We start from the raw sequence: 23,258 nt of genomic DNA, 5'->3' as shown, positions 1-23,258 counted from the left end.
GATCCCCTTCTGGGGCGTCGGGCAACCGGTCCCGGCGTTCCTAGAAACTCTCGCGCAACCAGCGGTACACGCGGGGGATGTAGCCGTCGGTTCCGGTGCCCGCGAAGGCGCTGTGCCCGCGCGGCTCGAAATGTTCCGCATGCGCCACCTGCGGGTAGACCAGCAGGCCGACCGCGGCGGAGAAGGCGGGGCCCTTGGCGGCCTCGGGAAGGCCGCGGATGCCGAGCGGCCGGCCGATCCGGACCTGACCCTGCATCACCCGGCGGGCGACCTCAGGCAGTCCGACGAGCTGGCTCGCGCCCCCCGTCAGCACCACCCGGCGGCCGGCCTGGGCGGCGAAGCCGGCATTGCGGAGACGATCGCGAACGAGTTCGACGATCTCCTCCACCCGGGGCTTGATGATCCGCACGAGGTGCGAGCGCGGCACGTGGGTCGGTGCGTCGCCCTCGTCCTCGCCGACGCCGTGGACCGCGATCATGTCGCGCTCGTCGGAGGCGGTGGAGATCGCCGAACCGTAGAGGGTCTTGAGACGCTCGGCCGCCACCACGCGGGTGGAGAGGCCGCGGGCGATGTCCATGGTGACGTGGTGGCCGCCCACCGCCAAAGCGTCCACATGGACGAGGTGCCCGCCCTCGAACACGCCGAAGCTGGTGGTGCCGCCGCCCATGTCGACGACGCAGACGCCCATCTCGGCCTCGTCGTCGACGAGGGCGGAGAGGCCGGCGGCGTAGGGGGTGGCGATCACCGCCTCGACGCCGAGATGGCAATGCTCCACCGCGAGCATCAGGTTGCGGGCGGCGGCCGCCTCGGCCGTGACGACGTGGAGGTCGACGCCGAGCGACTCGCCGATCATCCCGGTGGGGTCGATGACCGCGCCCTGGCCGTCGATGGCGTAGCCGGTGGGAAGGGCATGGAGCACGGTCCGGCCGTGGCTGACGCCATGGGCGCTCGCCGTCTCCAGGGCGCGCTCGACATCCGAGCTCATGACGGTGCCGGTGCGGACACCGACATGCGCCTCGAAATGCTGCGAGCCGAGGCGGCCGCCGGACATGTTGACGATGACCGACTGGACCTCGACCTTCGCCATCCGCTCGGCGGCATGGACCGCCTGGCGGATCGCCCCTTCGGCGGCTTCGAGATCGACGATGGCACCGCCCTTGAGGCCGTGCGAGCGCTGATGTCCGATGCCGATGATGCGGGCGAAATGGGTCCGTCCGCGCAGGGTGGTGAGAGCCTCGGCCGGCTGGAGCTCGGCGATGAGGCAGACGACCTTGCTCGTGCCGATGTCGAGCACCGAGAGGATGGTGCTCCGGCGCGCGGAGAGCGGTTTCATACGCGGCGTCAGGCCGTGTTGCGCGTGCATCGGATTACCGGGCGAAGGAGGCGGGAAGGGCGGGCTGGCGGGACGCGAGAAGCGCCGGACGAATCGTACGGCTCATGTCTCTGTCCCCTTGCCCTTCGGCTTCTTCTTCTGGGATTCGGCGCGGGTGGCGGCCGCCTCCTCCGTGAGCCGCACCACCACCCGGTCGGGCAGTCGCAGGTCCACGGCGATGATGTCCTTCTCGAGGATGCGGCTGTCGCGCTCGAGCTTGGCGAGGCGGGCCAGGGCCTCGGCGGCCCCGGTCTCGGGCAGGCGGATGTCGACGCCGTCGAGCTTCAGGGTCCAGCGCCGGCCGGAGACGTAGGTGCCGGCCTTGACCCGCTCGCCGAGATCACCCGCCGCCTCGATGAGGGCGAGGTAATCCTTGAGGCGCTCGTTGGCTTCTTCACCCACCACGAGGGGGAGCGCGGCGTAACGGTCGTCGCGCATCTCGTCGATGACGGTGCCGTCGGCGGCGATGACCGAGATCTCGCCGTTGCGCTGCCACAGGGCGGCGGGCTCACGCTCGACCTGGTTGATGACGATCTCGTTCGGATAGACCTTGCGCACCGAGACGCTGGCGATCAGCGGCACGTCGAGGAGGCGCTGGCGCGCTTCGGCGACGTCGAGGAAGACCACGGAAGAATGACCGTCGATGCCGGCGGCCTGCAGCACTTCCCGCTCATAGAGCCGGGAGATGCCCGAAATGGTAACGCGCTCGACGCCGAAACCGGCGAGGCGGGCGAGGACGTCGGAGGGACGGCCGTTCTCGAGCACGAAGCGGTCGTAGCGGCCGCTGGCGACGAAACCGGTGATCGACAGGGCGGCGAAGGCCACCGTGACGGTCAGCGTGCCCGCATGACGCGGGATGCGCCGCTCGATCGGCTGGGCGAGCCGCGCACGGCGCGACCGCATGAAGGGGCGTACCAGCCGGGGCAAGCGCGCCGCCAGACCGGCGACGAGCGAGCCCGGACCGGGCGCGGGGGTTCCGTCGACGCCAGCCTGACCGGCTGCGTTCAACGACCCAGAGTAGCGTCCTCCACCATCCATCGGACGAGCTCACCGAAACTCAAGCCAGCGTAGGCTGCGATCTCCGGCACAAGGCTCGTCTTGGTCATCCCGGGCTGCGTGTTGACCTCCAGGACGACGAGGGCACCGGTTCCACCCGGTGTGTCGTCGTATCGAAGGTCCGCACGGCTGATGCCCCGGCATCCAAGTGCTTGATGCGCCGTTAACGACAACTCTTGGACACGCTGGTAAATTTTTGGTTTAATTTCTGCCGGGAGAACGTGGATCGACCCCCCCTCGGCGTACTTCGCATCGAAGTCGTACCACTCCCCCGAGGCGGGCTTGATCTCGATGACACCGAGGGCCTTGTCCCCCATCACCGCGCAGGTGAGCTCGCGGCCAGCAATGTAAGTCTCTGCAAGGACTTGCTCCCCATAGACCCACTCGTCCGAGGCGAGAATCTGGGGCGGATGGGAGCGACCGTCCCGGACGATGATGACGCCCATGGAGGAGCCCTCGGCGATGGGTTTGATCACGTAGGGAGGAGTTAACGGGTGTGCCTTCGCGGCATCATGACGGTTAACGATCAGCCCCTCCGGTACGCTCACCCCGGCCGCCTTCATGATCGTTTTGGCACGTTCCTTATGCATCGCCAGGGCCGAGGCCAGGACGCCCGAATGGGTGTAGGGGATGCGCAGGATCTCCAGCAGCCCCTGGATCGTGCCGTCCTCGCCGGCCGGGCCGTGCAGGGCATTGAGGGCGACGTCCGGGCGCAGGTCGGTGAGCACCGTCGCGATATCCGTTCCGACATCCACCTGCGTGACGCGGAACCCCTCCCCTTCGAGGGCTTCCGCGCAGGCGCTGCCCGAGTTCAGGGAAACCTGACGCTCGGAGGACCATCCGCCCATCAGGACGGCGACGTGCTTGGACATTTCCAATTCCTTCCGATGCCGCGCCTTTGGCCATGGCCGTGACGCGCTCGACCTTGGTTCTGCTCGGCAGACGGCCTCGTGGTTCCGAGAATCGTTGTGCCGAGAATCGTCGTGCGATTCGGGCCGCCTCTAGCCGGGTGTCGAGGCCGGGACACCGATTCGCTTGATCTCCCAATGCAGCTCGACGCCGGACGTCTCGCGCACCCGGCGGCGGACCTCCTCGCCGAGCCCCTCGATATCGGCGGCGGTGGCGCCGTCGCGGTTGATCAGGAAGTTGCAGTGCATCTCCGAGACCTTGGCGCCGCCCATGGTGAGCCCCCGGCAGCCGGCCGCATCGACGAGCTGCCACGCCTTGCCGCCCGGCGGGTTCTTGAAGGTCGAGCCGCCGGTGCGCTCGCGGATCGGCTGGGCCGCCTCGCGCGCGGCGGTGACGCGGTCCATCTCGGCCTCGATGGCGTGGCGGTCGCCGGGACGGCCCCGGAACAGCGCGCTCGTGAAGATCACGTCCTCGGGCGAGGCGCTGTGACGGTAGGTGAAGCCCATTTCCGCATGGGTGAAGCACCGCAGCTTGCCCGTGCGGTCGATGCCGCGCGCCTCCACCAGCACGTCGGTCGTCTCCCCGCCATGGGCACCGGCATTCATGCGCAGCGCGCCGCCGATGGAGCCGGGAATGCCCCGGAAGAAGGCCAACCCGTCGAGGGACGCCTCGGCCGCGGCCTTGGCGAGGCGCATGTCCGGCACCGCGGTCCCGGCCCGCAGGGTCTCGCCGTCGATCTCGACGGAACCGAAGGCCTTGCCGCCGAGCCGGATCGTGACGCCGGGAATGCCGCCATCGCGGACGATCAGGTTCGAGCCGAGGCCGATCACGGTGACCGGAGTTTCCGGGTCGAGGGCGCCCAGGAGGTGCGCGAGGTCCTCCTCATCGGCCGGCGTGAACAGCACCTGCGCCGGCCCGCCGACGCGGAACCAGGTGAGGTCGGCGAGCGACGGATTCGCCAAGAGCCGACCACGCAGGGCGGGCGCTGCGGCGCGGATGGCGGGGGTGATGTCAGGAAAGGCGGTCATCGAATCTCTTGCCTTCCGGCGCATTCAACGGAAAGTTGTCGGCGTCTGCAACAGGTGGTGGCATGGGCCGTACGATCGTCTACACCCGTCCCGCGGCTCGGGCGCTCGTCCGTATGCCGGCCAATACCGAAGCGCAGATCCGCGAGAAACTGCGAACGCTTGCCGACGATCCCACGGCTCTGTCCAATAACATCAAGGCTCTGAAAGGGGCCGAGGGTTTTCGCCTGCGGATCGGCGATTGGCGCGTGATCTTCACGATCGAGCCGGATCGGGTCATTGTGCATGCCGTCGGTCCCCGCGGCTCGATCTACGGGTAGGATCCAGCATCATGACCATCGTGCGCACGCAGACGCCGTCCGGCGAATCCATCGTCATCATGCCCGAAGCCGAGTTCGAGCGGCTGGCCGCTTTGGCCGAGGATGCGTCGGACCTGCAGACATTGGCCACGTCGCAGACCCGGCTCGCTTCCGGCGAGGACGAGATGCTGAGTGAGGCCGATCTCGATGCCATGCGGCAGGCACCATCTCCGCTCGCCTTCTGGCGCGCACGACGTGGCCTGTCGACGACCGAACTCGCGGCGCGCAGCGGCATTTCCCATGCGGCTCTGACGGCCACCGAGGACGGCACCGGGACGAGCGACATCGTCGTCCTTCGGGCGCTGGCCGACGCGCTCGGCGTCGAGGTGGAAGACCTCGTCCCGGCCGCACCGGTGATCTGAGCGGGGCTCACCCCTGCAACGCCGCCAATTCGCCCGGCAGGGCGTAGGCCCATTGCGTGATGTTGCCGGCGCCGAGGCACACGACGTAATCGCCGGGCTTGGCGCGGGTGGCCACGAGGCCGGCGAGGTCTTCGGTGCGCTCCAAGGCGAGGGCATCGCGGTGGCCGCGCGACTTCAGGCCCGAGACGAGGCCGTCGCGGTCCATGCCCTCGATCGGGGCTTCGCCGGCCGCGTAGACGGGGGCGACGATGACCGTGTCGGCATCGTTGAAGCAGGTGCAGAAATCGTCGAACAGCGAGGCGAGCCGGGTGTAGCGGTGCGGCTGGACGATGGCGACGACGTTGCCCTCGGTGGAGGCACGGGCGGCCTTCAGCACCGCCTTGATCTCCACCGGATGGTGTCCGTAATCGTCGAAGATCAGCGCGCCGTTCCACTCGCCGGTCTTGGTGAAGCGGCGCTTGACGCCGCCGAACCCGGCCAGCGCCTTGCGGATCGCCTCCGGCTCGACGCCGAGCTCGTGCGCGACGGCGAGGGCCGCGGTGGCGTTCAGCGCGTTGTGCTTGCCCGGCATGGGGAGGACCAGATCCTCCATCTCCATGCGGAAACCGGGGCGCCGGTCGCGGATCATGACGCGGAAGCGGCTCTGGCCGCCGCGCAGGTCCACGTCGATGAGGCGGACATCGGCCTGGGGGTTCTCGCCGTAGGTGATGATGCGGCGATCCTCGATATGCCCGACGAGATCCTGCACCACCGGATGGTCGATGCACATGACGGCGAAGCCGTAGAACGGGATGTTGTCGATGAAGCGCCGGAACGCGTCCTTGACCGCCTCGAACGATCCGAAATGGTCGAGATGCTCGGGGTCGATATTGGTGACGATGGCGACGTCGGCGGGAAGCTTCAGGAAGGTGCCGTCGGATTCGTCGGCCTCCACCACCATCCACTCGCCCTCGCCCATGCGGGCATTGGTGCCGTAGGCGTTGATGATGCCGCCATTGATGACGGTGGGGTCGAGGTTGCCGGCATCGAGCAGGGTGGCGACAAGGGAGGTCGTGGTGGTCTTGCCATGCGTGCCCGCGATGGCGACGCAGGATTTGAAGCGCATCAGCTCCGCCAGCATCTCGGCGCGGCGCACCACCGGCAGGCGGCGCTCGCGGGCGGCGATGAGCTCGGGATTGTCGCGCCGGATCGCCGTGGAGACCACCACGAGGGCGGCCTCCTCCACGTTCTGCGCGGCATGGCCGATGAAGGTCTTCATGCCCTTCTCGGCCAGCCGTCGCACATTGGCGTTGTCGTTGGCGTCCGACCCCTGCACCGTGTAGCCGAGATTCGACATGACCTCGGCGATGCCGGACATGCCGATGCCGCCGATGCCGATGAAATGGATGGGGCCGAGCTTGTCGGGCAGCTTCATGGTGTGACTCAGTCTCGTCGTGTCGCGGAGCGCGTGAGGGCGCCCCGGCTCGGAATCAGGTGCGGGCCGCCGTCTCGAGGACGACATCGGCCAGCCGCTCGGCGGCGTCGTGGATGCCCGCGCTTTTGGCGGCTGCGGCCGCCGCGGTCAATTTTGCCGGATCGGTGAACAGGTCGAGGAGCTCGGCCGTGAGGCGATCCGGCGTGAAGGCGCTCTGCTGGATGGCGAGCGCCGCGCCGATCCGGCTGAGCGTCGCGGCATTGGCGGCCTGGTCCTGGTCGAGGGCGCCGGGCAACGGCACCAGGATCGACGGCCGCCCCATCGCGGCGAGTTCCGACACGGTGGACGCGCCGGAGCGTCCGACGACCAGATGGCTGCGGGCCATGCGGGCCGGCAGGTCCTTGAAGAACGGCGCCGTCTCGAGACCGGCGAGGCCGAGGGAGAGGTAGAGGTTCTGGACCTCGGTGAGGTCTTCGGCCCGCACCTGCTGCACCAGCATCAGCCGCGCGCGAAGGTCGGCGGGCAGCTGGGCGATGGCTTTCGGCACCACCTGCCCCATCACCGCCGCGCCCTGGCTGCCGCCGAAGACGAGGAGATGGCGCTCATCCGCCTCGCCCACGGGCGGGTAGGGCGTCCGCGCGGCGGCGAGCACGGCGGGACGGAGCGGGTTGCCGGTATGGGTGTGTGGGGCGGTGGCCTTCAGGGGGATGCCACGAACCTCCGCGAAGCCGGTGGCGATGGCGCGCGCGCCCCGCGCGAGGAAGGCGTTGGCGCGCCCCATCACCGCGTTCTGCTCGTGCAGGATGGTCGGAACACGCAGGATCTGCCCGGCGAGAACCGGCGGCACGGTGGGATAGCCGCCAAAGCCCACGATGGCGGCCGGGTTGATCCGACGGATCTCGCGCGCGGCCACGCCGAAGCCGCGCCCGAGGGTGAGGAGCGCCCCCGCCCGCTTCACGATGGAGCGGCCGGACGGCGTCGCCGAGGCGATGGTGACGATCTCCGAGGCGGGAAACTCGCCCGCGATGGAATCGACGCGGGCGTCTGTCGCCAACACCACGCGGACGCCCCGCGCCCGCAGGGCATGGGCGAGGCTTTCGGCCGGGAAGAGATGGCCGCCCGTGCCGCCGGCACAGAGCAGGATCGTCGGCGTCATCACGGTCACCGCATCACTCCGGCGACGGTGGCGGGCGCAGTGCCCGGGGGCTTCTGGCTTAGGGTCGACATGCGCGGCCGCTTGCGGGTGAGCGCCACGAGGAAGCCCATGCCCAATGCCAGCGAGATCAGCGACGACCCGCCATAGGAGACGAAGGGCAGGGTCATGCCCTTGGCCGGCATCAGCCGCACGTTCACCGCCATGTTGATGCAGGCCTGCAGGCCGAACAGGGTGGTGAGACCGGTGATGGCCAGGCGCGAGAAGGTGTCGTCGGTGCGTCGCGCCAGCTTCAGCCCCCGCATGACGATATAGGCGAAGAGGCAGACGAGGCCGAGGCAGACGATGACGCCGAACTCCTCGCCGGTGACGGAGAAGATGAAGTCGGTATGGGCGTCGGGCAGGTGGCGCTTGGCCACGCCCTCCCCCGGGCCGGTGCCGAACCAGCCGCCGGAATTGAAGGATTCGCGCGCCCAGTATTCCTGGAAGCTGTCGCCGGAATCCTTGTCGAGGAAGCGGGTGATGCGCTCGCGCACGTGATGCAGGAACTGGTAGGCGAAGCCGACGCCGACGAGGCCGGCGACACCGAGGCCCGCGACCCAGAACCAGTGCAGGCCGGCTACGAAGAACAGCGAGCACCAAACGATGGTGATCAGCATGGTCTGGCCGAAATCCGGCTGCAGGATCAGCGGCACGATGGTCACGGGCAGGAGCAGGATCGCCAGCAGGCCGCCGGGCATGTCACGGCGCTGCGCGCCTTCGGAGAACGCCCAGGCGGCGACGACCACGAAGGCCGGCTTCACGAATTCAGAAGGCTGCAGGCCGAACGGGCCGAACTGGATCCAGCGATGCGCGCCCTTGATCTCCGGTCCGAACTTGCCGGCGAGGATGCAGAGGGTGACGCCGACGATCCAAGTGGCCAGGGCCACGCGGCGGATATGGCGCAGGGACAGGAACGACACCGCGACGATGATGAGGATCGTCGGGGCGAGGTACATCGCCTGGCGGTTGAGGAAGTGGAAGGTCGGCAGGCCGATCTTCTCGGCCACCGGCGGTCCGCCGCCCATGAGGAAGACGAGGCCGGCCACCATCAGGGCGGTGAGGCCGGCAAGCAGGCCGCGATCGACGGTCCACCACCAGTCGGTCAGGGGCGTGCGTTCCGCGCGGGACATCATGGGGCGTCGCTCTCCGTGAGCCTTACGGCGCCCGGAAAGAGCAGCCGACAGCCGCCGGCAGCATCAAGCCGGCTCGGATTCGATCCTGTGCCGGAATGGTAAACCAAGTCTTTCACGACGCTCGACTGAACGACAGCCATGCGTCGCCGAACGTGGGTCGTGGCGGGACGCGGGGGTGCGCCGCGCTTACCGCCTCATCGACTTGAACCCGCAGGTGGGGCCGTTGTCGCGGTAGCCGGCGGGGCAGCGGCGGACGCAGGCGCCGGCCGCGAATTTAAGCGGCGGGCGGCAGGCATTGCGGACGCTCCGCGGCCGGAACTCGTAATCCTGCGCCGGGCCGGCGGTCGCGGCATGGGGCAGGAACACCGCGAACAGGAGAGCGGTGGAGCAGGCGAGGCGCAGGATCATCGCTGTTTCCGATCGAGATGGGTGCGGCTACTCGCCGATACCTCGGCGATTCGGTCAAGGCGATCCGGATGAGATGGCTGGGAATGACCCGGCACGGAGAAACGCCCTCGTCCTGGCGATCGAAAAGACCGTGTTTAAAGTGATTGTCCCAGGCTGTCCCTCATCCTGAGGTGCCGCGTAGCGGCCTCGAAGGAGGCTTCCAGGGATCGCGCGCCATCTGGAGGGCTCCTTCGAGGCCCGCTAACGCGGGCACCTCAGGATGAGGTGGTCTGATGGGATGATTGGCTTTGAGGGATCGTCCAGGGAGACATCCCATCAAAGTGGGATCTCAGCGGTTCATGTTCTTGAAGCGGCAATAGCCCCGGCCGGTATCGCGATATCCGGCGGGGCACCGCTTGACGCAGGCCCCGGCCGCGAATTTCAGCGGCGGCTTGCAGAGGCCGCCGAAGCGCTTCTCGCGATCCATCGTGTACTTCGCTTGCGCCGACGTGGAGAACGCGACACTGCCCAGGGGCGCCGCCACCGTCAGCACGAGGAGGGACGCGAAGGCGAGCCGCAAGGTCATCGGGACATCCAGACGGAGGGAGACGGGCGGACAATGCGCCCGCCCCCGATCGGTTCGATTCCGGACAAAGCCCGTCAGGCCGCCTTGCAGTCGTAGAATCCTTCGCGGATCGCCTGCGGATCGAGCTTGCGGCCGATGAAGACGACGCGGGAGACGCGGGCCTCGCCGTCCTTCCACGGCCCCTGGAGGTCGCCGTCGAGGATCTGGTGGACGCCCTGGAAGACGAAGCGCTGGGGCTCGTTCGGGAAGGCCACGATACCCTTGCAGCGCAGGATGTCCGGCCCCTGGACCTGGGTCAGGGTCGAGATCCAGGGCATGAACTTCTCGGGGTCCACCGGGCCGTCGATCCTGGCCGAGACCGACTGCATCTCGTCGTCATGGTGATGGTGGTGGCCCTCTTCGAGGAAGTCGGGCTCGATATCGAGGATGCGCGAGAGGTCGAAGGCGTTGCGGTCGAGCACCTGATCGAGCGCGACGTCGCAGCGGCTGGTGCGGTGGACCTTGGCATAGGGGTTGATGGAGCGGATCAGGCCCTCGACACGGTCGAGATCGGCGGGCTCCACGAGGTCCGCCTTGTTGAGCAGGATCACGTCCGCGAAGGCGATCTGATTCTTGGCCTCGGGCGCGTCCTTGAGGCGGTCGGCCAGCCACTTGGCGTCGGCCACCGTCACCACCGCGTCGAGGCGGGCGGCGGCGCCGACATCCTCGTCGATGAAGAAGGTCTGGGCCACGGGTGCCGGGTCGGCGAGGCCGGTGGTCTCCACGATGATCGCGTCGAACTTGCCGCGCCGCTTCACCAGCCCGTCCATGATGCGGATGAGGTCGCCGCGCACGGTGCAGCAGACGCAGCCGTTGTTCATCTCGAACACTTCCTCGTCGGCGCCGATGACGAGGTCGTTGTCGATGCCGATTTCGCCGAATTCGTTGACGATGACGGCGTAGCGCTTGCCGTGATTCTCGGTGAGGATGCGGTTGAGGAGCGTCGTCTTGCCGGCTCCGAGATAGCCGGTGAGCACGGTCACGGGGATCTTCGAGGAGGCGGGTGTCGGGCTGTCGGACATGCAAGGCTCTTCAGGTTCGCGTAATCGGCCGCGTCGGCTGCGTGGCGCCTGTTATATTGTATCATCGCCCTGCGATGAAAGGGCGTTTCCTCACCCCGTCCGAGCTGGCCTGAGACTCTCGCACAACGCCGCCAGGGTGAGGCGGAAGCCGGCCGATCCGGCGAGCAGCCGCTCCAGCATGAGCGCGCCCTCCAGGGTCGCCACCACCATCCGGGCCGTGGCGGCCGGATCGAGACCGGGGCGCAGGCTCCCGTCGGCACACCCCTCGGCCAGAACCCGCTCCAGCCAGGCGATGTGCTTGTCGAAGAACCGGGCGAGTTCGGCGCGCAACGCGTCCGGCAGCGTGTCCCTCTCAATGGCGAGCACGGCGCAGAGACAGCCGAGCCCATCCTCGACCCCGGTGAGATAGTGCCGGCCATAGGCCTCGATCCGCGCGATCGCGTCCGGCTGGGCCGCGACGATGGCGGCGAGCGCCGCGTCGTAGCGGGCGTCGTAGGCCTCCACCAGAGCAAGGGCGAGGTCGGTCTTCGTGCGGAAATGGTGATGGATGCTCGCCTTGCGGATGCTCACCGCCTCGGCGAGGTCGCCGTAGCTGAAACCGGAATAGCCCCGGCCCCGTACCAGGATCTCGGCCTGGGCCAGCAGCTCCGCTCTGGTGTCTCTCATGGTCGGTCGATCATGGTCGGGGGCTTCGCGAAACCGGGGAGGGAGGCACGAAGGCGTGATGGGCAACTCCGCGCGTCAGCACTTATGCCGTTGACGGCAGCAAAAATCTACCTACTAGATGGTAGCCATAAAAACGGGAGGATAATTCATGAAAGGTCGCTTCGCCGGGCGATCCTCGCAGGATATGCCATGATTCCGCAGCCTCTGCGGAGCTTGGCCACGCGCCGCGCCGCTCTGTTCGGCGGGCTGTGCCTGTGCTGCCTGCCGAGCCTCGGCCGGGCGGCGGAATCCTTCACGATGGACGAAGTCGGGCCGGGCATCTTCATGCGGCGCGGCCTCGATGCCGAGGCGACACCGGAGAACGGCGACGCCATCGCCAATATCGGCTTCATCGTAGGCGAAAAATCCGTGCTCGTGACGGAGTCGGGCGGCAGCCTCGCCGATGGGGAATGGCTGCGCGCCGAGATCGGGAAACGCACGTCGAAGCCAGTCAGCCACGTGGTGCTGACCCATGTCCACCCCGACCATTGCTTCGGCGCGCAGGCCTTCGCGCAGGACAAGCCGGTCTTCATCGGCCACCACGCCCTGCGGTCCGCCCTCGATTCGCGGGGCGACTTCTACAGGACGCGCCTCGTGGAAATCCTCGGGGCCGACAAGGCCGGATCGGTGGTGTACCCGACGATGGAGGTGGCCGACACGGCCGAGATCGACCTCGGCGGACGGAGCTTGCGCTTCACCGCCCACGGCACCGCCCATACCAATTGCGACCTCTCCATGGTCGATACTCGGACGGGCATCCTGTTCCCGGCCGATCTCCTGTTCGTCACAAGGGTCCCGTCCCTCGACGGCAGCCTGCTCGGCTGGCTGAAGGAGGTCGAAAAACTGACCGGACTGGGTGCGACGAAGGCCGTGCCCGGCCATGGCCCGACCCTGGTCGATGCCGCGCCCGCCTTCGCCGACCTGACGCGCTACCTCACGGCGCTCCGCGACGAGACCCGCAAGGCCATCGCCGCCGATCAACCCATCGACAAGGCGATCGACAGTATCGGCCAGTCTGAGCGCGAGAAATGGGTCCTGTTCGACACCTATAACGGCCGCAACGTCACTCAGGCCTACAAGGAGCTTGAGTGGGAATGAGCCAGCGCCACATCATCACGACGAGGAGAGACGCCATGATCACCTACGCGCCGACACCGATCTCCGCGACCAAACGGTCCTTCACCGCCGCCCTGTGCCTGTCCGCCGCCATGCTGATGGGCGGCTCCGCCCTCGCCGCCGGCTCCAGCGACACCGATGCGGAGCGGCTGGAGCGCTGGCGGGACATTGCCAAATCCATCTTCGGCGACCGCACGATCGAGCCGACCGATGCGCTCATCAAGGTCGATGCCCCGCCGCGCGCCCTCGACGCCTCCCTGGTGCCGATCACCCTGATGATGCCGGAGAAGGACAGGATCGCCGCCGTTCATCTCATCATCGACGACAATCCCTCGCCCTATGCCGCCCACATCACCTTCGGCCCCGCCGCCGACCCGAGCGAGGTGAAGCTCCGGGTGCGGATCAACAACTACACCAACGTCCATGCCGTGGCCGAAACCAAGGACGGCAAGCTCTACGAGGCCGTGAAGTTCGTCAAAGCCTCGGGCGGCTGTTCCGCCCCCATGGGGATGAGCGACGAGGAGGCCCTGAAGGGGGCCGGCGACATGAAGATGAAGTTCGCCGAGGGCGGCCAGGGCAAGCCCACGGAGGCGACGCTGATGGTCCGTCACCCGAATTTCAGCGGGATGCAGATGAACCAGATCACCCGCGATTACACGCCGGCGCGCTACATCAACAAGCTCGACGTCTCATCGAACGGCAAGCTCGTCTTCTCCATGAACGGCGACATCTCCATCGCGTCGAACCCGGTGATCAATTTCGCCCTCGCGCCCGACGCCAAGGGCCCGATCAAGGTGGTGGCCACGGACAACCAGCAGAGCCGCTGGGAACACAGCTTCAACACGCCGACCCCGAGCAACTGACGATGAGGATGCCGCGCATGATTCGATCGATCGGAGTCGCAGCCATCGCCCTCGCCGTCCTGTCGGGCGCCCCGGCCTGGGCGGCGAGCCCCGCCGATTCACCCGTGAACGTGCCCGAGCCCGAAGGGTTCTGGACCGGGCCGCCGAAGGCCTACACCCCCAAGACCCTGACGGGGGCGACGGTGGTCGATATCGACGCCCTCGACAAGCTGGTCGCCGCCGAGAAACCGGTGATGATCGACGTGGCCATGGCCGACCAGAAGCCGGTGGGCTTTCCCACCGACCGGCCCTGGCTGCCCGCCCACCGCTCGATTCCCGGCAGCGTCTGGATGCCGGGCGCGGGAGCGGCGCCGATGGCCCCGGCGCGGGAGGCGCAGTTCCTCGCCCGCGTCGCCGACCTCACCGGCGGCGACAAGACGAAACCGGTGGTCACCTTCTGCCATCCCGAATGCTGGGGCAGCTGGAATGCCGGCAAGCGCCTGCTCCAGAACGGCTATACCCGCGTCTACTGGTTCGCCGACGGGGTCGAGGGCTGGCAGGACAGGCACGACACCACGATCCTGAAGGTCGATGCCGCCTGGGCCGCCAAGCCCGCTGGCGAGGCACAGAGATAGTCGCCCGCCGGCGAGGCAGCGCCCGAACTCGGGTCAAGGGGTTCGGCATGACGATGGACAGGGCACACCGTCATTCCGGGGCGCCGAAGGCGAGCCCGGAATGACGACTTGGGTATCAAAGCCAGTTTGTACGTTTCCATGGGTCAGGTGACATGAGCCCCAATTCGGGTCTCGGCCCAGCGATAGAGCAGCAGTTACCGACGTAACCAGCCTCGGTGACGCGGCCGGCTTCAAGCCGCCTACACCTCACTGTTGAGACATTCCCGATGATCAGCCGTCGCGCCCTCCTCCTCACGACGGCCCTTCTCGCCATCGCCGGCGAGGCCCTCGCCGCCGAACCGTTCGACGAGGCGGCCTTCGCCGCTGCCCAAGCAGCCGGCCGGCCGATCGTCGTGGAGGTGACGGCCCCCTGGTGCCCGATCTGCAAGGCGCAGCGGCCCCTCCTGAAGGCTCTCTCCGAACAGCCGCGTTTCAAGGATCTGGCGGTCTACGAGATCGACTTCGACACGCAGAAGGCGCTGATGCGCCGGTTCGATGCGCGCATGCAGAGCACCCTCATCGTCTTCAAGGGAGGCCAGGAGATTGGGCGTTCCGTGGGCGAGACGCAGGGCGAATGGATCGAATCCCTGGTGGAGAAGGCGCTGTAGAACGGCGTCGGAAATCCAGCGGGCATCCCTGTCATGAACACATCGCTGGGCCTCGCCTTCCTCGCCGGCCTGCTCACGATTCTCTCTCCCTGCGTGCTGCCGCTGCTTCCCATCGTTTTGGGGGCTGCGGCCTCCGAGCATCGTTTGGGGCCGGCGGCCCTGGCGGCCGGGCTCGCTCTGTCCTTCGTGGCGCTAGGCCTGTTCGTGGCGACCGTTGGGTTCAGCCTCGGTATCGACGGCGACGTCCTCCGCCCGGTGGCGGCGCTCCTGCTCGTTCTCGTCGGAATCGTCCTCATCGTGCCCGCCTTGCAGGTCCGTCTCGCCGCCGCGGGCGGGCCCCTGAGCGACCGGCTGGAGCGACGCTTCGGGGGCATCGCGACCACCGGCCTCGCGGGCCAGTTCACCGTCGGTCTTCTGCTCGGCGCGGTGTGGAGCCCCTGCGTGGGGCCGACCCTGGGCGCCGCGTCCCTCCTCGCAGCGCAGGGGAAGGAACTGGCGCAGGTCGCCCTCACCATGCTGGTCTTCGGCCTCGGCGCGGCCCTGCCCCTGCTCGGCCTCGGCCTGCTGTCGCGCCGGGTGCTGATGGCGTGGCGGTCGCGGATGATGCGGGCCGGCGCGGGCCTCAAAGCGGTGCTCGGAATCGTTCTCGTCCTCACCGGATCGGCGATTCTGACGGGGCTCGACAAGCGTCTCGAGACGGCTCTCGTCTCGGCCTCACCGGACTGGCTGACAGCTCTGACCACCCGTTTTTAAGGTATACCAAGCGACATTGGGCTGAGCGGCGAAGAAAGCCGACGAAATCAGCAACGTCAGGGGCTTATGAAGCGAAGTAGCCCGTTGACAAGGCTCCGGTTGTGGCAGAATAAAGGCACCGGAGACGGCCCGACGTCTAGGGAGGAAACGCCCGGCAAGGGTTGCGACGACAGGCGACGCCATCGCCAGATCGTCAGCAGGATATCGGTCAGCCGCTCCAGTTCTTTACCCTACAAGCGTCGAAGACCGTCATCACGACGGGTGATTTCAGCATTCCGAGCGTATAGACATCCCCGACATGCCTCCGGCCTTCGCGCCGCCGGCGAAACGGGGTTGAGATCGATGTCGCAAGTCGTTCAGTCACGCCGCATCCGTGCCGTGGACCTCGCCAAGCGCAAGGCCGAAGGCGCCAAGATCATCGCGCTGACGGCCTACCACGCCCATACCGCCAGCATCCTCGATCCTCATTGCGACTTCATCCTGGTGGGCGATTCCCTCGGCATGGTCATGCACGGGATGGAGACGACCCTGCCGGTGACCCTGGAGATGATGATCGTCCAGGCGCAGGCCGTGATCCGCGGCACCTCCAGGGCCCTCATCGTCGTGGACATGCCGTTCGGCTCCTACGAGGCGAGCCCGCAGCAGGCCTTCATGAGCGCCGCTCGCGTGCTGAAGGAGACCGGCGCCGGCGCGATCAAGATGGAAGGCGGCGCGCGTTTCGCCGAGACCGTCGCTTTTCTCGTGGAGCGGGGCATTCCGGTGATGGGCCATATCGGCCTCACCCCCCAATCCGTGAACACGATGGGCGGGTTCCGCGTGCAGGGACGCGGCAAGGAGGGCGAGCGCAAGCTGATGCAGGACGCCCAGGCGATCAGCGATGCGGGAGCCTTCGCCATCGTGCTCGAAGGCATCGTCGAGCCGGTGGCCCGCGCCATCGCCACGAACCCCTCCATCACCACGGTGACCATCGGCATCGGCGCCTCCACCGCCTGCGACGGCCAGATCCTCGTCCTCGAAGACATGCTCGGCTTGAGTGACCGGGTGCCGAAATTCGTGAAGCGCTTCGGCTCCTTGCGCGGGCAGATCGAGGGCGCGGTGGAAGCCTATGCGGAAGAGGTCCGCGCCGGCCGTTTCCCGGCGGACGAGCATACCTACCAGCCCATCTGAGCGAGACCGGTGCGCCGCCTGGGGCTCGCCCGTTGCCGAGCGCCCGCGAGCGGGGCCGATGTCGCGCCGAACCCGTCGACCACCGCGGCTTGAGCAGCGCCCGAAAGGCGTCGTTCAGGTCCTCGATCGGTATCGTGACGGTCCTCTTCGATCCCCGCTGTCGCATGCTCGAAAGGAGACGGCGTCAGGCTGTGCCGACGCTGTTTTTCCGTGACGCCAAATTGACGCAGAAGACTAATTGTTCGTCGCCTGAACGGTGGTTCTTAGAAGATTATAAGCACTTTGCATAAAGATTAAGCGTCTTGAATGATGGGACGTGGACCGATTTATGGATCCGCGACACCTCATCTGCATAGTTTGAAAGCATTACTGATGAAGACGACGATCAAGCTGAGGCTTGTAGCACTTCTGGCTTGTATCGGCCTGCTTCTCCTCGCAACCTCAGGCATTGCTAACCTTGCACTGCATTGGAGTAGCCAAAGCCTCAAAACCACCTTCGATGATCGTGTCATCCCCCTCCGGCAATTCATCGTCATCCGGGATTCCTATGACGACCTGACCAACGTCTCGCGCGCGTTGCGCAGCCGGCAGATCGAACCGGCCCAGGCCAGGGAGAGGATCGAGCGCGACCTCTCGAACATTACCACGCAATGGTCGGCCTATCTGGCGACCTACCTGACACCGGAAGAGGACACTGTCGCCAAGGACCTGCAGGGGCGGATCGACGGGAACGGCGTCGTCATGGCCGAGATCCTCAAGCGCATCGCTGCCGGGGACGGTTCGGAATTCGAGACGACGCATGCGGACTTGCTGAAAGGCTTGCAGGCCACCAACCCGATGCTGACGAAACTGGCCACGCTGCAGGTGCGTGAGGCGGAGGCGGAATACCGGCGCTCCGAGGCGACGTCCGGTTGGACGCGGCTCACCTTGCTGGCCGCGCTCGGTCTCGCCGCGCTCACCGTTGCCTACGGCGTCTACACGATCATCGCGCAGGTCACCCGCCCGCTCGGCAACCTCGTCGGCGTTCTCCAGCGCATGGCCCGGGGTGAGATCGATGCGGAGATCAAGGAAGCCGCCCGCGGTGACGAGATCGGCGCCGTCGGCAAGGCCGTCGAGGGCATCAAGGCCATGGTCGCCCGCAAGGCCGCCGAAGAATTCGAGATCAAGCGTCGGGCCGACGAGGCTGCGGCGGCCGAGCGCAAGCGCACGATGATCGAGCTGGCGGACGGGTTCGAGCGTGCCGTCGGCGGCATCGTCGGGACCGTGTCCTCATCGGCCACAGAACTCCAGGCCACCGCCCAGCAGATGACCGCCAGCGCCCACGAGACGGCGGCTCAGTCCTCCACCGTCGCGGCGGCCGCCGAGGAGGCCGCCACCAACGTCAACACGGTCGCGGCGGCGGCCGAGGAATTGGGCTCGTCGGTGCAGGAGATCGGTCGCCAGGTGTCCGGTTCGGCCATGCTCGCTCAATCGGCCGTGGGCGAGGCCGACCAGACCGTGCATCTGGTCCAGGCCCTGCAAACCACGTCAGCCCGGATCGGCGACATGGTGGGCATGATCTCGACCATCGCCAGCCAAACCAACCTGCTGGCGCTCAATGCCACGATCGAGGCGGCGCGCGCCGGCGTGGCGGGGCGGGGCTTCGCGGTGGTGGCGAGCGAGGTGAAGGCCCTCGCCGCCCAGACCGCCAAGGCGACCGAAGAGATCGGCCGCCAGATCGGCGAGGTGCAGGCCGTCACCGCTCAGGCCGTGATGGCGATCGGCGGCATCACCGGGCGGATCCGAGAGATCGACGACATGGCGGCCTCGATCGCCGCCGCGGTGGAGCAGCAGGGCGCAGCGACGCAGGAGATCGTCCGCAACGTCGCCCAGGCATCGGCAGGCACCAACGAGGTGACCGGTAATATCGCCGGTGTGGCGCAGGCCTCGGAGGAGACCGGGATGGCAGCCGGACAGGTCCTGTCCGCCGCCTCCGAACTGTCGCGCCAGTCCGAGCATCTCGGCGCGGAGGTCTCTCGCTTCGTCTCGACCATCCGCGCCGCCTGACCCGACGGGAATCGGACGCGGACCGTCGCCCATCCCCCCGGGAGCGGCGTTCCCGAGAGAGGCCGGGCGCGGGTGTCCCTAGCGGACCCCGCCTCCGAAGGCCGTGGCGATCTCGAACGTGCCGCCGAGCAGGAAGTCGAGGGCCAGGATGAGCCCGAGGGCCGCGATGTAGACGACCGTGAACAGGTCCTTGTCCTCTTTGCCGGCCAGTATCAGGCCGGCGAAGGGAACGGTCTGGAGCGCCAGGATGGCGGGAAGGTGCATGACGATCCTCGAGGGGGCGGGAGTATTCCCGGCCCCTCCCCGAGGAGGCCGGGTCTTCTGAGGCCGGACCGGTGACGCGATCCGGCCGGATCAGACCGGTGTCCGCGCGAGGCGGGCGGGGCCGGATTCTTCGATCGTGTCCGAAGCCAGCGCCGGGCCTTGCGCGAGGTAGCGCGCCCGCATCGGCCGGAGCACGAACATCGCCATCGCCGCCGCCGCCACGTTGAGCCCGATGATGATCGAGAACACCGCCGACCAGCCGTAGGTTGCCGAGATGACGCTCGCCACCGGCACGAGGAACGAGGCCGTCCCCTTGGCGGTGTAGAGCAGGCCGGCATTGGTGGTGGCGAAGGTGGAGCCGAACGTGTCGCCGCAGGTGGCCGGGAACAGCGAGTAGATCTCGCCGAAGACACCGAAATAGATCGCCGTCGAGAACACGAAGACCAGCGGGTTGGTGCCGTAGCCGAGGAGCAGGACGATCGCCGCCGCCGCCGTCGCGAAGGCGATGAACATCGTGTTCTCGCGCCCGATCGTATCCGAGACGAAACCGAAGAACGGACGCCCGAACCCGTCGAAGATCCGGTCCAGCGAGATGGCGAAGGTCAGCGCCGCCATCTGCAGGCCGAACAGGCTGACGGGCACGTCGGCGACCCGGAAGTCATGGGCGATGGGCGCGATCTGCGCCGCCGCCATCAGGCCGCCCGAGGCCACCATCACGAAGATCGCGTACATGACCCAGAAGACCGGGGTGCGCACCACCTCGCGCGGCGTGCGGTCGACCCTGGTCTGGGGCAGGCGCAGGCTCTTGCGCTGGATCGGCACGGCGACGGACGGCTTGCGCAGCAGGAAGGAGAGCAGGACGACGATGGCGCCCTGGCCGAGGCCGAAATACAGGAAGGCGTCCTGGTAGCCGCTGCTGGCGATCATCTTGGCGATCGGCACCACCGTCACCGCGGCGCCCGCGCCGAAACCGGCCGCCGTGGCACCGGCCGCGAGGCCGCGCCGATGTGGAAACCATTTCAGGGCGTTGCCGACGCAGGTGCCGTAGACCGACCCGGCCCCGATTCCGCCGATCACCGCTGCGCCGTACAGCATCCACAGGGACGAGGCCTGGGAGTTGATGAGCCAGGCGAGCGCGATCATCACGCCGCCGAAACAGACGACGATGCGCGGGCCGTAGCGATCGACGAACCAGGCTTCCACCGGCACCAGCCAAGTCTCCGTGGCGACGAAGATCGTGAAGGCGAACTGGATCGCCGCACGGCCCCAGTGGAACTTGGCGTCGATGGGATCGACGAAGAGCGTCCAGCCATATTGCAGGTTGGCGATCATCGCCATGCAGAGAACGCCGAAGGCGAGTTGCCGCCATTTGGCGGATGGTGCGTCCTGTCGTTCCATCCCTGAATCCATTCTTGTTTGGGTGTGTCGTTGAATCCCCACTCCATCATGCATCAAAATTCAAGGCATACAATATACCACGGATTAAAATTCCTGCTCGTTCGTGCGCATGGCGCGATGGCTAGTCTGTGTGCGGGTGGGGCCACCACGGGGCGGGTCGATCGCCTCGCCACGCTCGCGATCCACACCAGAATGGAGGGCAGAACGGCCATGCTTCCATTGCGGGACTGCGCCGCGCGGGCGGGCGAGATTCACGCCAAGCGCCATCGCGAAGGGTAAAATCGTCTGCCGACGCCGTTCGCGAAGGAGTAACCTATTATAAAATCGGAGTTTTTATCTAAAACAGTTCTAGAAGATAGCACTTGCATGCAGAATAGCTTCTTTGCCAGATGATTTCACAACACGAATTAGAGAGCAGTCGTTCTTTACAACGCTTCTGATTCATCAAATCCTGGCAAATCGGGTTCCGCTGTGCATCAGCTCTCGCTCAATCATCGCAGCCCTGCTGCGATGTCGTCCGTTCGCGGCCGTGTCATCCTTGCCATGCTGTCGAGCGTAGCCGTGCTGGCTGTACTGTCGAAACCAGTCATGGCGCAGGGCGCGGACCACGCGGTGACCCTCGATACCTTGTCGGTCGATGGTGTCGCGGGACGTCCGAGCGCATCGGGGGCGGATGCCGGCGGTCCGGTCGGTCCAGTGCGTGGCTATACTGCCACGCGTAGCGTCGTCGGCACCAAGACGGATACGCCTATTCTTGAAACGGCCCAGTCGATTTCTGTCATCTCTCGAAAGCAGATCGAGGATCAGAACGCACTCACCGTCAACCAGGCTCTGCGCTACACGCCGAGCGTCACCACCGAGCAGCGCGGCGGCTCCGGCTCGACCCGCCTCGAACAGTTCCTGATCCGCGGCTTCACGGCGCCCCTCTTCCTCGACGGCATGCGCCTGCCAAGCAGCCGTGACGCTGGCCCGTCCGTCGATCCGTTCCGGCTGGAGCGCGTCGACATCATCAAGGGACCGGCCTCGGTCCTCTACGGGCAATCGGGCCCGGGCGGCATCGTCAACCTCGTCAGCAAGGTTCCGTCCTTCGTCCGCCACGGCGAAATCTTCATTCAGGGCGGGGATTACAACACCGTGCGCGGCGGCGTGGATGTCGGCGGCCCGATCGAGGGCCACGGCGTGCTGGCCGACCAGTTCGCCTACCGCATCATCGCGGCGGGCTGGAACGCCGACGGCCCGGCCAAGACCACCTCGATCGAGCGCAGCTTCATCAACCCCAGCGTGACGTGGCGCCCGTCCGCCGACACCTCGCTGACGGTCATCGGCCTGTACCAGCGCGACCCTTATTCCGGCTATTACGGCGCCCTGCCCGCCAAGGGCACGCTGTTCCCCTCGAGTTTCGGCGTCGCCAACGGACCGCTCGGCCGCCTGCCGCGCAACTTCTATGACGGCGACCCGAATATCGAGCGCTCGGACCGCACCCAGGCCTCGGCGACCTACATCTTCGATCACCGTTTCGACGAGGGAATCCGCGTCCACTCGTCGGGGCGCTTCCTGCGCACCCTCGGCGATTACCGCAGCCTCTACGACGCCACCTCGAACAACCTCGCCTGGGGTGGCCGATTCCTCAATCGGGCCATCGGCGGCACCAACGTGGCCATCGACGCCTTTACCAACGACAACAACATCGTGGCCGATTTCCAGACCGGCCCGCTCGCCCATACTGTCCTCGTCGGGCTCGACCACCAGACGCTTTATACGAAGACGTTCAGCACACCGTTCCCGACAGTCCCCCAGAGCCTCGACGTGCTCAACCCGGTCTACGGACTGACCAATATCTCTTTCCCGGCCTTCTCGGGTTATTCCGACATCACCTCCCACCAGACCGGGATCTACTTCCAGGATCAGGTCAAGGTCGACCGCCTGACCCTGACCCTCGGCGGACGCTACGATTGGGTGAGACAGAGCGGCCCGACCCGGGACATGGCGGGCCAGCTCGTCAGCGATCAGGACGCGCCGAGCGAAGCCTTCACGGGCCGGGCGAGCCTGCTCTATCTCTTCGACAGCGGCATCGCTCCCTATGTCAGCTATTCGGAAGCGTTCGAGCCGCAGTTTTCAGGGCAGATCTTCACCGGCGACCCGAGCTTCGGCCGCCTGCCCGATCCTATCACCAGCCGGCAGTTCGAAGCCGGCGTGAAGTACCAGCCTCCCGGCACGGATATCCTGCTGACGGCGGCCGCTTTCGACATCAAGCGCCAGAACTCGCTGTCTCCCGATATCGCCAACGGTCCGCGCTTCTCCATTCAGAACGGCGAAGTCAGCGTTCAGGGCGTCGAGTTCGAGGCGCGGGCCAACGTCACCGAGAACCTCACCGTCGTCGGCGGCTTCTCCCTCATCGACGCCATCAACTCCGCCGGCACCGGCACGACGCTGAACGAGACGACCCGCCAGACCGTGGGCCTCGTCGGCCTGCGCCCGATCCAGGTGCCGGACACCACGATCTCGCTCTTCGGCAACTATCAGGTCCGCACGGGCATGTTCGCCGGCCTCGGCTTCGGCGGCGGGTTCCGCTATCTCGGCGGCTCGCAGGGCGACGCCGCCAACAGCTTCAAGGTGCCGGCGAACCTCGTCGTGGATGCCGTCGCGTCCTACGACTTCAGCTACCTGTCGCCGAGCCTGAAGGGCATGCAGTTGCAGGTCAACGCCCAGAACCTCCTCGACGAGACCTACGTGCAATCCTGCGCCTTCCAGGCCTGGTGCTGGTATGGCGCACCGCGCACCGTGCTCGCGACGCTCCGGTATCGCTGGTAGAGAATGGCCGCGCGC

At 67.1% G+C, this 23,258-nt stretch carries 23 protein-coding genes; 10 read left to right on the top strand and 13 right to left on the bottom strand.

Translation table 11 applies throughout. The features are described 5' to 3' along the window. Positions 1 to 40 precede the first annotated feature (40 nt). From ftsA to murB, 4 genes are all read right to left on the bottom strand, one after another. Entirely contained in the window at positions 41 to 1,363 is a 1,323-nt protein-coding gene (gene ftsA, locus RQI43_RS22345) for a cell division protein FtsA (RefSeq protein ID WP_056434532.1), read from the bottom strand. 72 nt (positions 1,364 to 1,435) lie between these two features. Then, on the bottom strand, positions 1,436 to 2,410 hold the full coding sequence (locus RQI43_RS22340; protein WP_311276641.1) for a cell division protein FtsQ/DivIB: 975 nt from the start codon (positions 2,408 to 2,410) through the stop codon (positions 1,436 to 1,438). Next, entirely contained in the window at positions 2,377 to 3,300 is a 924-nt protein-coding gene (locus tag RQI43_RS22335; RefSeq protein ID WP_311276640.1) for a D-alanine--D-alanine ligase, read from the bottom strand. The genes RQI43_RS22340 and RQI43_RS22335 overlap by 34 nt, the downstream gene beginning before the upstream one ends. A 129-nt stretch (positions 3,301 to 3,429) precedes the next feature. Next, a complete protein-coding gene (murB, locus tag RQI43_RS22330; protein ID WP_311276639.1) occupies positions 3,430 to 4,365 on the bottom strand; it encodes a UDP-N-acetylmuramate dehydrogenase in 936 nt (311 codons plus the stop codon). A 62-nt stretch (positions 4,366 to 4,427) separates the two neighbouring features. Here murB and RQI43_RS22325 point away from each other — a divergent pair, with 62 nt between their 5' ends. After that, positions 4,428 to 4,682 carry a type II toxin-antitoxin system RelE/ParE family toxin gene (locus tag RQI43_RS22325; protein WP_082470555.1) on the top strand — a complete coding sequence of 85 codons (255 nt, stop codon included), beginning with the start codon at positions 4,428 to 4,430 and terminating at the stop codon, positions 4,680 to 4,682. A gap of 11 nt (positions 4,683 to 4,693) precedes the next feature. Next, complete coding sequence (locus RQI43_RS22320; protein WP_311276638.1) at positions 4,694 to 5,083, top strand: helix-turn-helix transcriptional regulator; 390 nt, start codon at positions 4,694 to 4,696, stop codon at positions 5,081 to 5,083. Positions 5,084 to 5,090: 7 nt separating this feature from the next. On the opposite strand, the gene murC is transcribed toward RQI43_RS22320, so the two are convergent. From murC to RQI43_RS22285, 7 genes are all read right to left on the bottom strand, one after another. After that, positions 5,091 to 6,497, bottom strand: coding sequence for a UDP-N-acetylmuramate--L-alanine ligase (gene murC, locus RQI43_RS22315; protein ID WP_056434542.1), 1,407 nt, complete (start codon positions 6,495 to 6,497; stop codon positions 5,091 to 5,093). Between the two features lie 55 nt (positions 6,498 to 6,552). After that, positions 6,553 to 7,662 carry an undecaprenyldiphospho-muramoylpentapeptide beta-N-acetylglucosaminyltransferase gene (murG, locus tag RQI43_RS22310; RefSeq protein WP_311276637.1) on the bottom strand — a complete coding sequence of 370 codons (1,110 nt, stop codon included), beginning with the start codon at positions 7,660 to 7,662 and terminating at the stop codon, positions 6,553 to 6,555. Then, complete coding sequence (locus tag RQI43_RS22305) at positions 7,659 to 8,825, bottom strand: FtsW/RodA/SpoVE family cell cycle protein (protein ID WP_056434546.1); 1,167 nt, start codon at positions 8,823 to 8,825, stop codon at positions 7,659 to 7,661. The genes murG and RQI43_RS22305 overlap by 4 nt, the downstream gene beginning before the upstream one ends. A gap of 186 nt (positions 8,826 to 9,011) precedes the next feature. After that, complete coding sequence (locus RQI43_RS22300) at positions 9,012 to 9,233, bottom strand: hypothetical protein (RefSeq protein WP_056248113.1); 222 nt, start codon at positions 9,231 to 9,233, stop codon at positions 9,012 to 9,014. A 328-nt stretch (positions 9,234 to 9,561) separates the two neighbouring features. After that, a complete protein-coding gene (locus RQI43_RS22295; RefSeq protein WP_311276636.1) occupies positions 9,562 to 9,798 on the bottom strand; it encodes a hypothetical protein in 237 nt (78 codons plus the stop codon). A gap of 74 nt (positions 9,799 to 9,872) precedes the next feature. After that, positions 9,873 to 10,859 carry a GTP-binding protein gene (locus tag RQI43_RS22290; protein ID WP_311276635.1) on the bottom strand — a complete coding sequence of 329 codons (987 nt, stop codon included), beginning with the start codon at positions 10,857 to 10,859 and terminating at the stop codon, positions 9,873 to 9,875. 90 nt (positions 10,860 to 10,949) lie between these two features. Continuing rightward, positions 10,950 to 11,525, bottom strand: a complete 576-nt coding sequence (locus tag RQI43_RS22285; RefSeq protein ID WP_311276634.1) for a TetR/AcrR family transcriptional regulator — start codon at positions 11,523 to 11,525, stop codon at positions 10,950 to 10,952. Between the two features lie 189 nt (positions 11,526 to 11,714). Here RQI43_RS22285 and RQI43_RS22280 point away from each other — a divergent pair, with 189 nt between their 5' ends. From RQI43_RS22280 to RQI43_RS22250, 7 genes are all read left to right on the top strand, one after another. Beyond that, complete coding sequence (locus RQI43_RS22280; protein WP_311276633.1) at positions 11,715 to 12,662, top strand: quinoprotein relay system zinc metallohydrolase 2; 948 nt, start codon at positions 11,715 to 11,717, stop codon at positions 12,660 to 12,662. Between the two features lie 35 nt (positions 12,663 to 12,697). Next, positions 12,698 to 13,543, top strand: coding sequence for a quinoprotein dehydrogenase-associated SoxYZ-like carrier (locus tag RQI43_RS22275; RefSeq protein WP_311276632.1), 846 nt, complete (start codon positions 12,698 to 12,700; stop codon positions 13,541 to 13,543). A gap of 8 nt (positions 13,544 to 13,551) precedes the next feature. Continuing rightward, positions 13,552 to 14,157, top strand: a complete 606-nt coding sequence (locus RQI43_RS22270) for a rhodanese-like domain-containing protein (protein ID WP_311276631.1) — start codon at positions 13,552 to 13,554, stop codon at positions 14,155 to 14,157. A 266-nt stretch (positions 14,158 to 14,423) separates the two neighbouring features. Further along, on the top strand, positions 14,424 to 14,804 hold the full coding sequence (locus tag RQI43_RS22265; protein WP_056434558.1) for a thioredoxin family protein: 381 nt from the start codon (positions 14,424 to 14,426) through the stop codon (positions 14,802 to 14,804). 33 nt (positions 14,805 to 14,837) lie between these two features. Further along, positions 14,838 to 15,557, top strand: coding sequence for a cytochrome c biogenesis protein CcdA (locus tag RQI43_RS22260; RefSeq protein WP_311276630.1), 720 nt, complete (start codon positions 14,838 to 14,840; stop codon positions 15,555 to 15,557). Between the two features lie 342 nt (positions 15,558 to 15,899). Next, positions 15,900 to 16,724 carry a 3-methyl-2-oxobutanoate hydroxymethyltransferase gene (gene panB, locus RQI43_RS22255; RefSeq protein WP_311276629.1) on the top strand — a complete coding sequence of 275 codons (825 nt, stop codon included), beginning with the start codon at positions 15,900 to 15,902 and terminating at the stop codon, positions 16,722 to 16,724. 372 nt (positions 16,725 to 17,096) lie between these two features. Then, complete coding sequence (locus RQI43_RS22250; RefSeq protein WP_311276628.1) at positions 17,097 to 18,770, top strand: methyl-accepting chemotaxis protein; 1,674 nt, start codon at positions 17,097 to 17,099, stop codon at positions 18,768 to 18,770. A gap of 78 nt (positions 18,771 to 18,848) precedes the next feature. Here the strand turns inward: RQI43_RS22250 and RQI43_RS22245 are convergent, their stop codons facing one another. Both RQI43_RS22245 and oxlT read right to left on the bottom strand, forming a co-directional pair. Beyond that, positions 18,849 to 19,034, bottom strand: a complete 186-nt coding sequence (locus RQI43_RS22245) for a hypothetical protein (protein WP_056434567.1) — start codon at positions 19,032 to 19,034, stop codon at positions 18,849 to 18,851. A gap of 90 nt (positions 19,035 to 19,124) precedes the next feature. Continuing rightward, the gene (gene oxlT / locus RQI43_RS22240; RefSeq protein ID WP_311276627.1) at positions 19,125 to 20,432 is read right to left on the bottom strand and encodes an oxalate/formate MFS antiporter; all 1,308 of its coding nucleotides are present in this window, start codon (positions 20,430 to 20,432) and stop codon (positions 19,125 to 19,127) included. A 510-nt stretch (positions 20,433 to 20,942) separates the two neighbouring features. Between oxlT and RQI43_RS22235 the strand changes: the two genes are divergently transcribed. Beyond that, the gene (locus tag RQI43_RS22235; protein WP_405030689.1) at positions 20,943 to 23,243 is read left to right on the top strand and encodes a TonB-dependent siderophore receptor; all 2,301 of its coding nucleotides are present in this window, start codon (positions 20,943 to 20,945) and stop codon (positions 23,241 to 23,243) included. Positions 23,244 to 23,258 lie beyond the last annotated feature (15 nt).

The organism is Methylobacterium sp. WCS2018Hpa-22, assembly GCF_031843785.1.
In the GTDB taxonomy this organism is placed as follows: domain Bacteria; phylum Pseudomonadota; class Alphaproteobacteria; order Rhizobiales; family Beijerinckiaceae; genus Methylobacterium.
Note: the sequence above shows the minus strand (reverse complement) of the source record. Positions and strands in the feature narration are given on the sequence as shown.

Coding starts and splice junctions, on each gene's coding strand:
- RQI43_RS22300 (WP_056248113.1), bottom strand. CDS start 9,233: ATGATCCTGCGCCTCGCCTGCTCCACCGCTCTCCTGTTCGCGGTGTTC.
- RQI43_RS22335 (WP_311276640.1), bottom strand. CDS start 3,300: ATGTCCAAGCACGTCGCCGTCCTGATGGGCGGATGGTCCTCCGAGCGT.
- RQI43_RS22285 (WP_311276634.1), bottom strand. CDS start 11,525: ATGAGAGACACCAGAGCGGAGCTGCTGGCCCAGGCCGAGATCCTGGTA.
- RQI43_RS22280 (WP_311276633.1), top strand. CDS start 11,715: ATGATTCCGCAGCCTCTGCGGAGCTTGGCCACGCGCCGCGCCGCTCTG.
- RQI43_RS22275 (WP_311276632.1), top strand. CDS start 12,698: ATGATCACCTACGCGCCGACACCGATCTCCGCGACCAAACGGTCCTTC.
- RQI43_RS22270 (WP_311276631.1), top strand. CDS start 13,552: ATGCCGCGCATGATTCGATCGATCGGAGTCGCAGCCATCGCCCTCGCC.
- murB (WP_311276639.1), bottom strand. CDS start 4,365: ATGACCGCCTTTCCTGACATCACCCCCGCCATCCGCGCCGCAGCGCCC.
- RQI43_RS22245 (WP_056434567.1), bottom strand. CDS start 19,034: ATGCACCTTCCCGCCATCCTGGCGCTCCAGACCGTTCCCTTCGCCGGC.
- RQI43_RS22320 (WP_311276638.1), top strand. CDS start 4,694: ATGACCATCGTGCGCACGCAGACGCCGTCCGGCGAATCCATCGTCATC.
- RQI43_RS22290 (WP_311276635.1), bottom strand. CDS start 10,859: ATGTCCGACAGCCCGACACCCGCCTCCTCGAAGATCCCCGTGACCGTG.
- RQI43_RS22305 (WP_056434546.1), bottom strand. CDS start 8,825: ATGATGTCCCGCGCGGAACGCACGCCCCTGACCGACTGGTGGTGGACC.
- panB (WP_311276629.1), top strand. CDS start 15,900: ATGTCGCAAGTCGTTCAGTCACGCCGCATCCGTGCCGTGGACCTCGCC.
- RQI43_RS22260 (WP_311276630.1), top strand. CDS start 14,838: ATGAACACATCGCTGGGCCTCGCCTTCCTCGCCGGCCTGCTCACGATT.
- RQI43_RS22295 (WP_311276636.1), bottom strand. CDS start 9,798: ATGACCTTGCGGCTCGCCTTCGCGTCCCTCCTCGTGCTGACGGTGGCG.
- RQI43_RS22325 (WP_082470555.1), top strand. CDS start 4,428: ATGGGCCGTACGATCGTCTACACCCGTCCCGCGGCTCGGGCGCTCGTC.
- oxlT (WP_311276627.1), bottom strand. CDS start 20,432: ATGGAACGACAGGACGCACCATCCGCCAAATGGCGGCAACTCGCCTTC.
- RQI43_RS22340 (WP_311276641.1), bottom strand. CDS start 2,410: ATGGATGGTGGAGGACGCTACTCTGGGTCGTTGAACGCAGCCGGTCAG.
- ftsA (WP_056434532.1), bottom strand. CDS start 1,363: ATGCACGCGCAACACGGCCTGACGCCGCGTATGAAACCGCTCTCCGCG.
- RQI43_RS22265 (WP_056434558.1), top strand. CDS start 14,424: ATGATCAGCCGTCGCGCCCTCCTCCTCACGACGGCCCTTCTCGCCATC.
- RQI43_RS22250 (WP_311276628.1), top strand. CDS start 17,097: ATGAAGACGACGATCAAGCTGAGGCTTGTAGCACTTCTGGCTTGTATC.
- murC (WP_056434542.1), bottom strand. CDS start 6,497: ATGAAGCTGCCCGACAAGCTCGGCCCCATCCATTTCATCGGCATCGGC.
- RQI43_RS22235 (WP_405030689.1), top strand. CDS start 20,943: ATGTCGTCCGTTCGCGGCCGTGTCATCCTTGCCATGCTGTCGAGCGTA.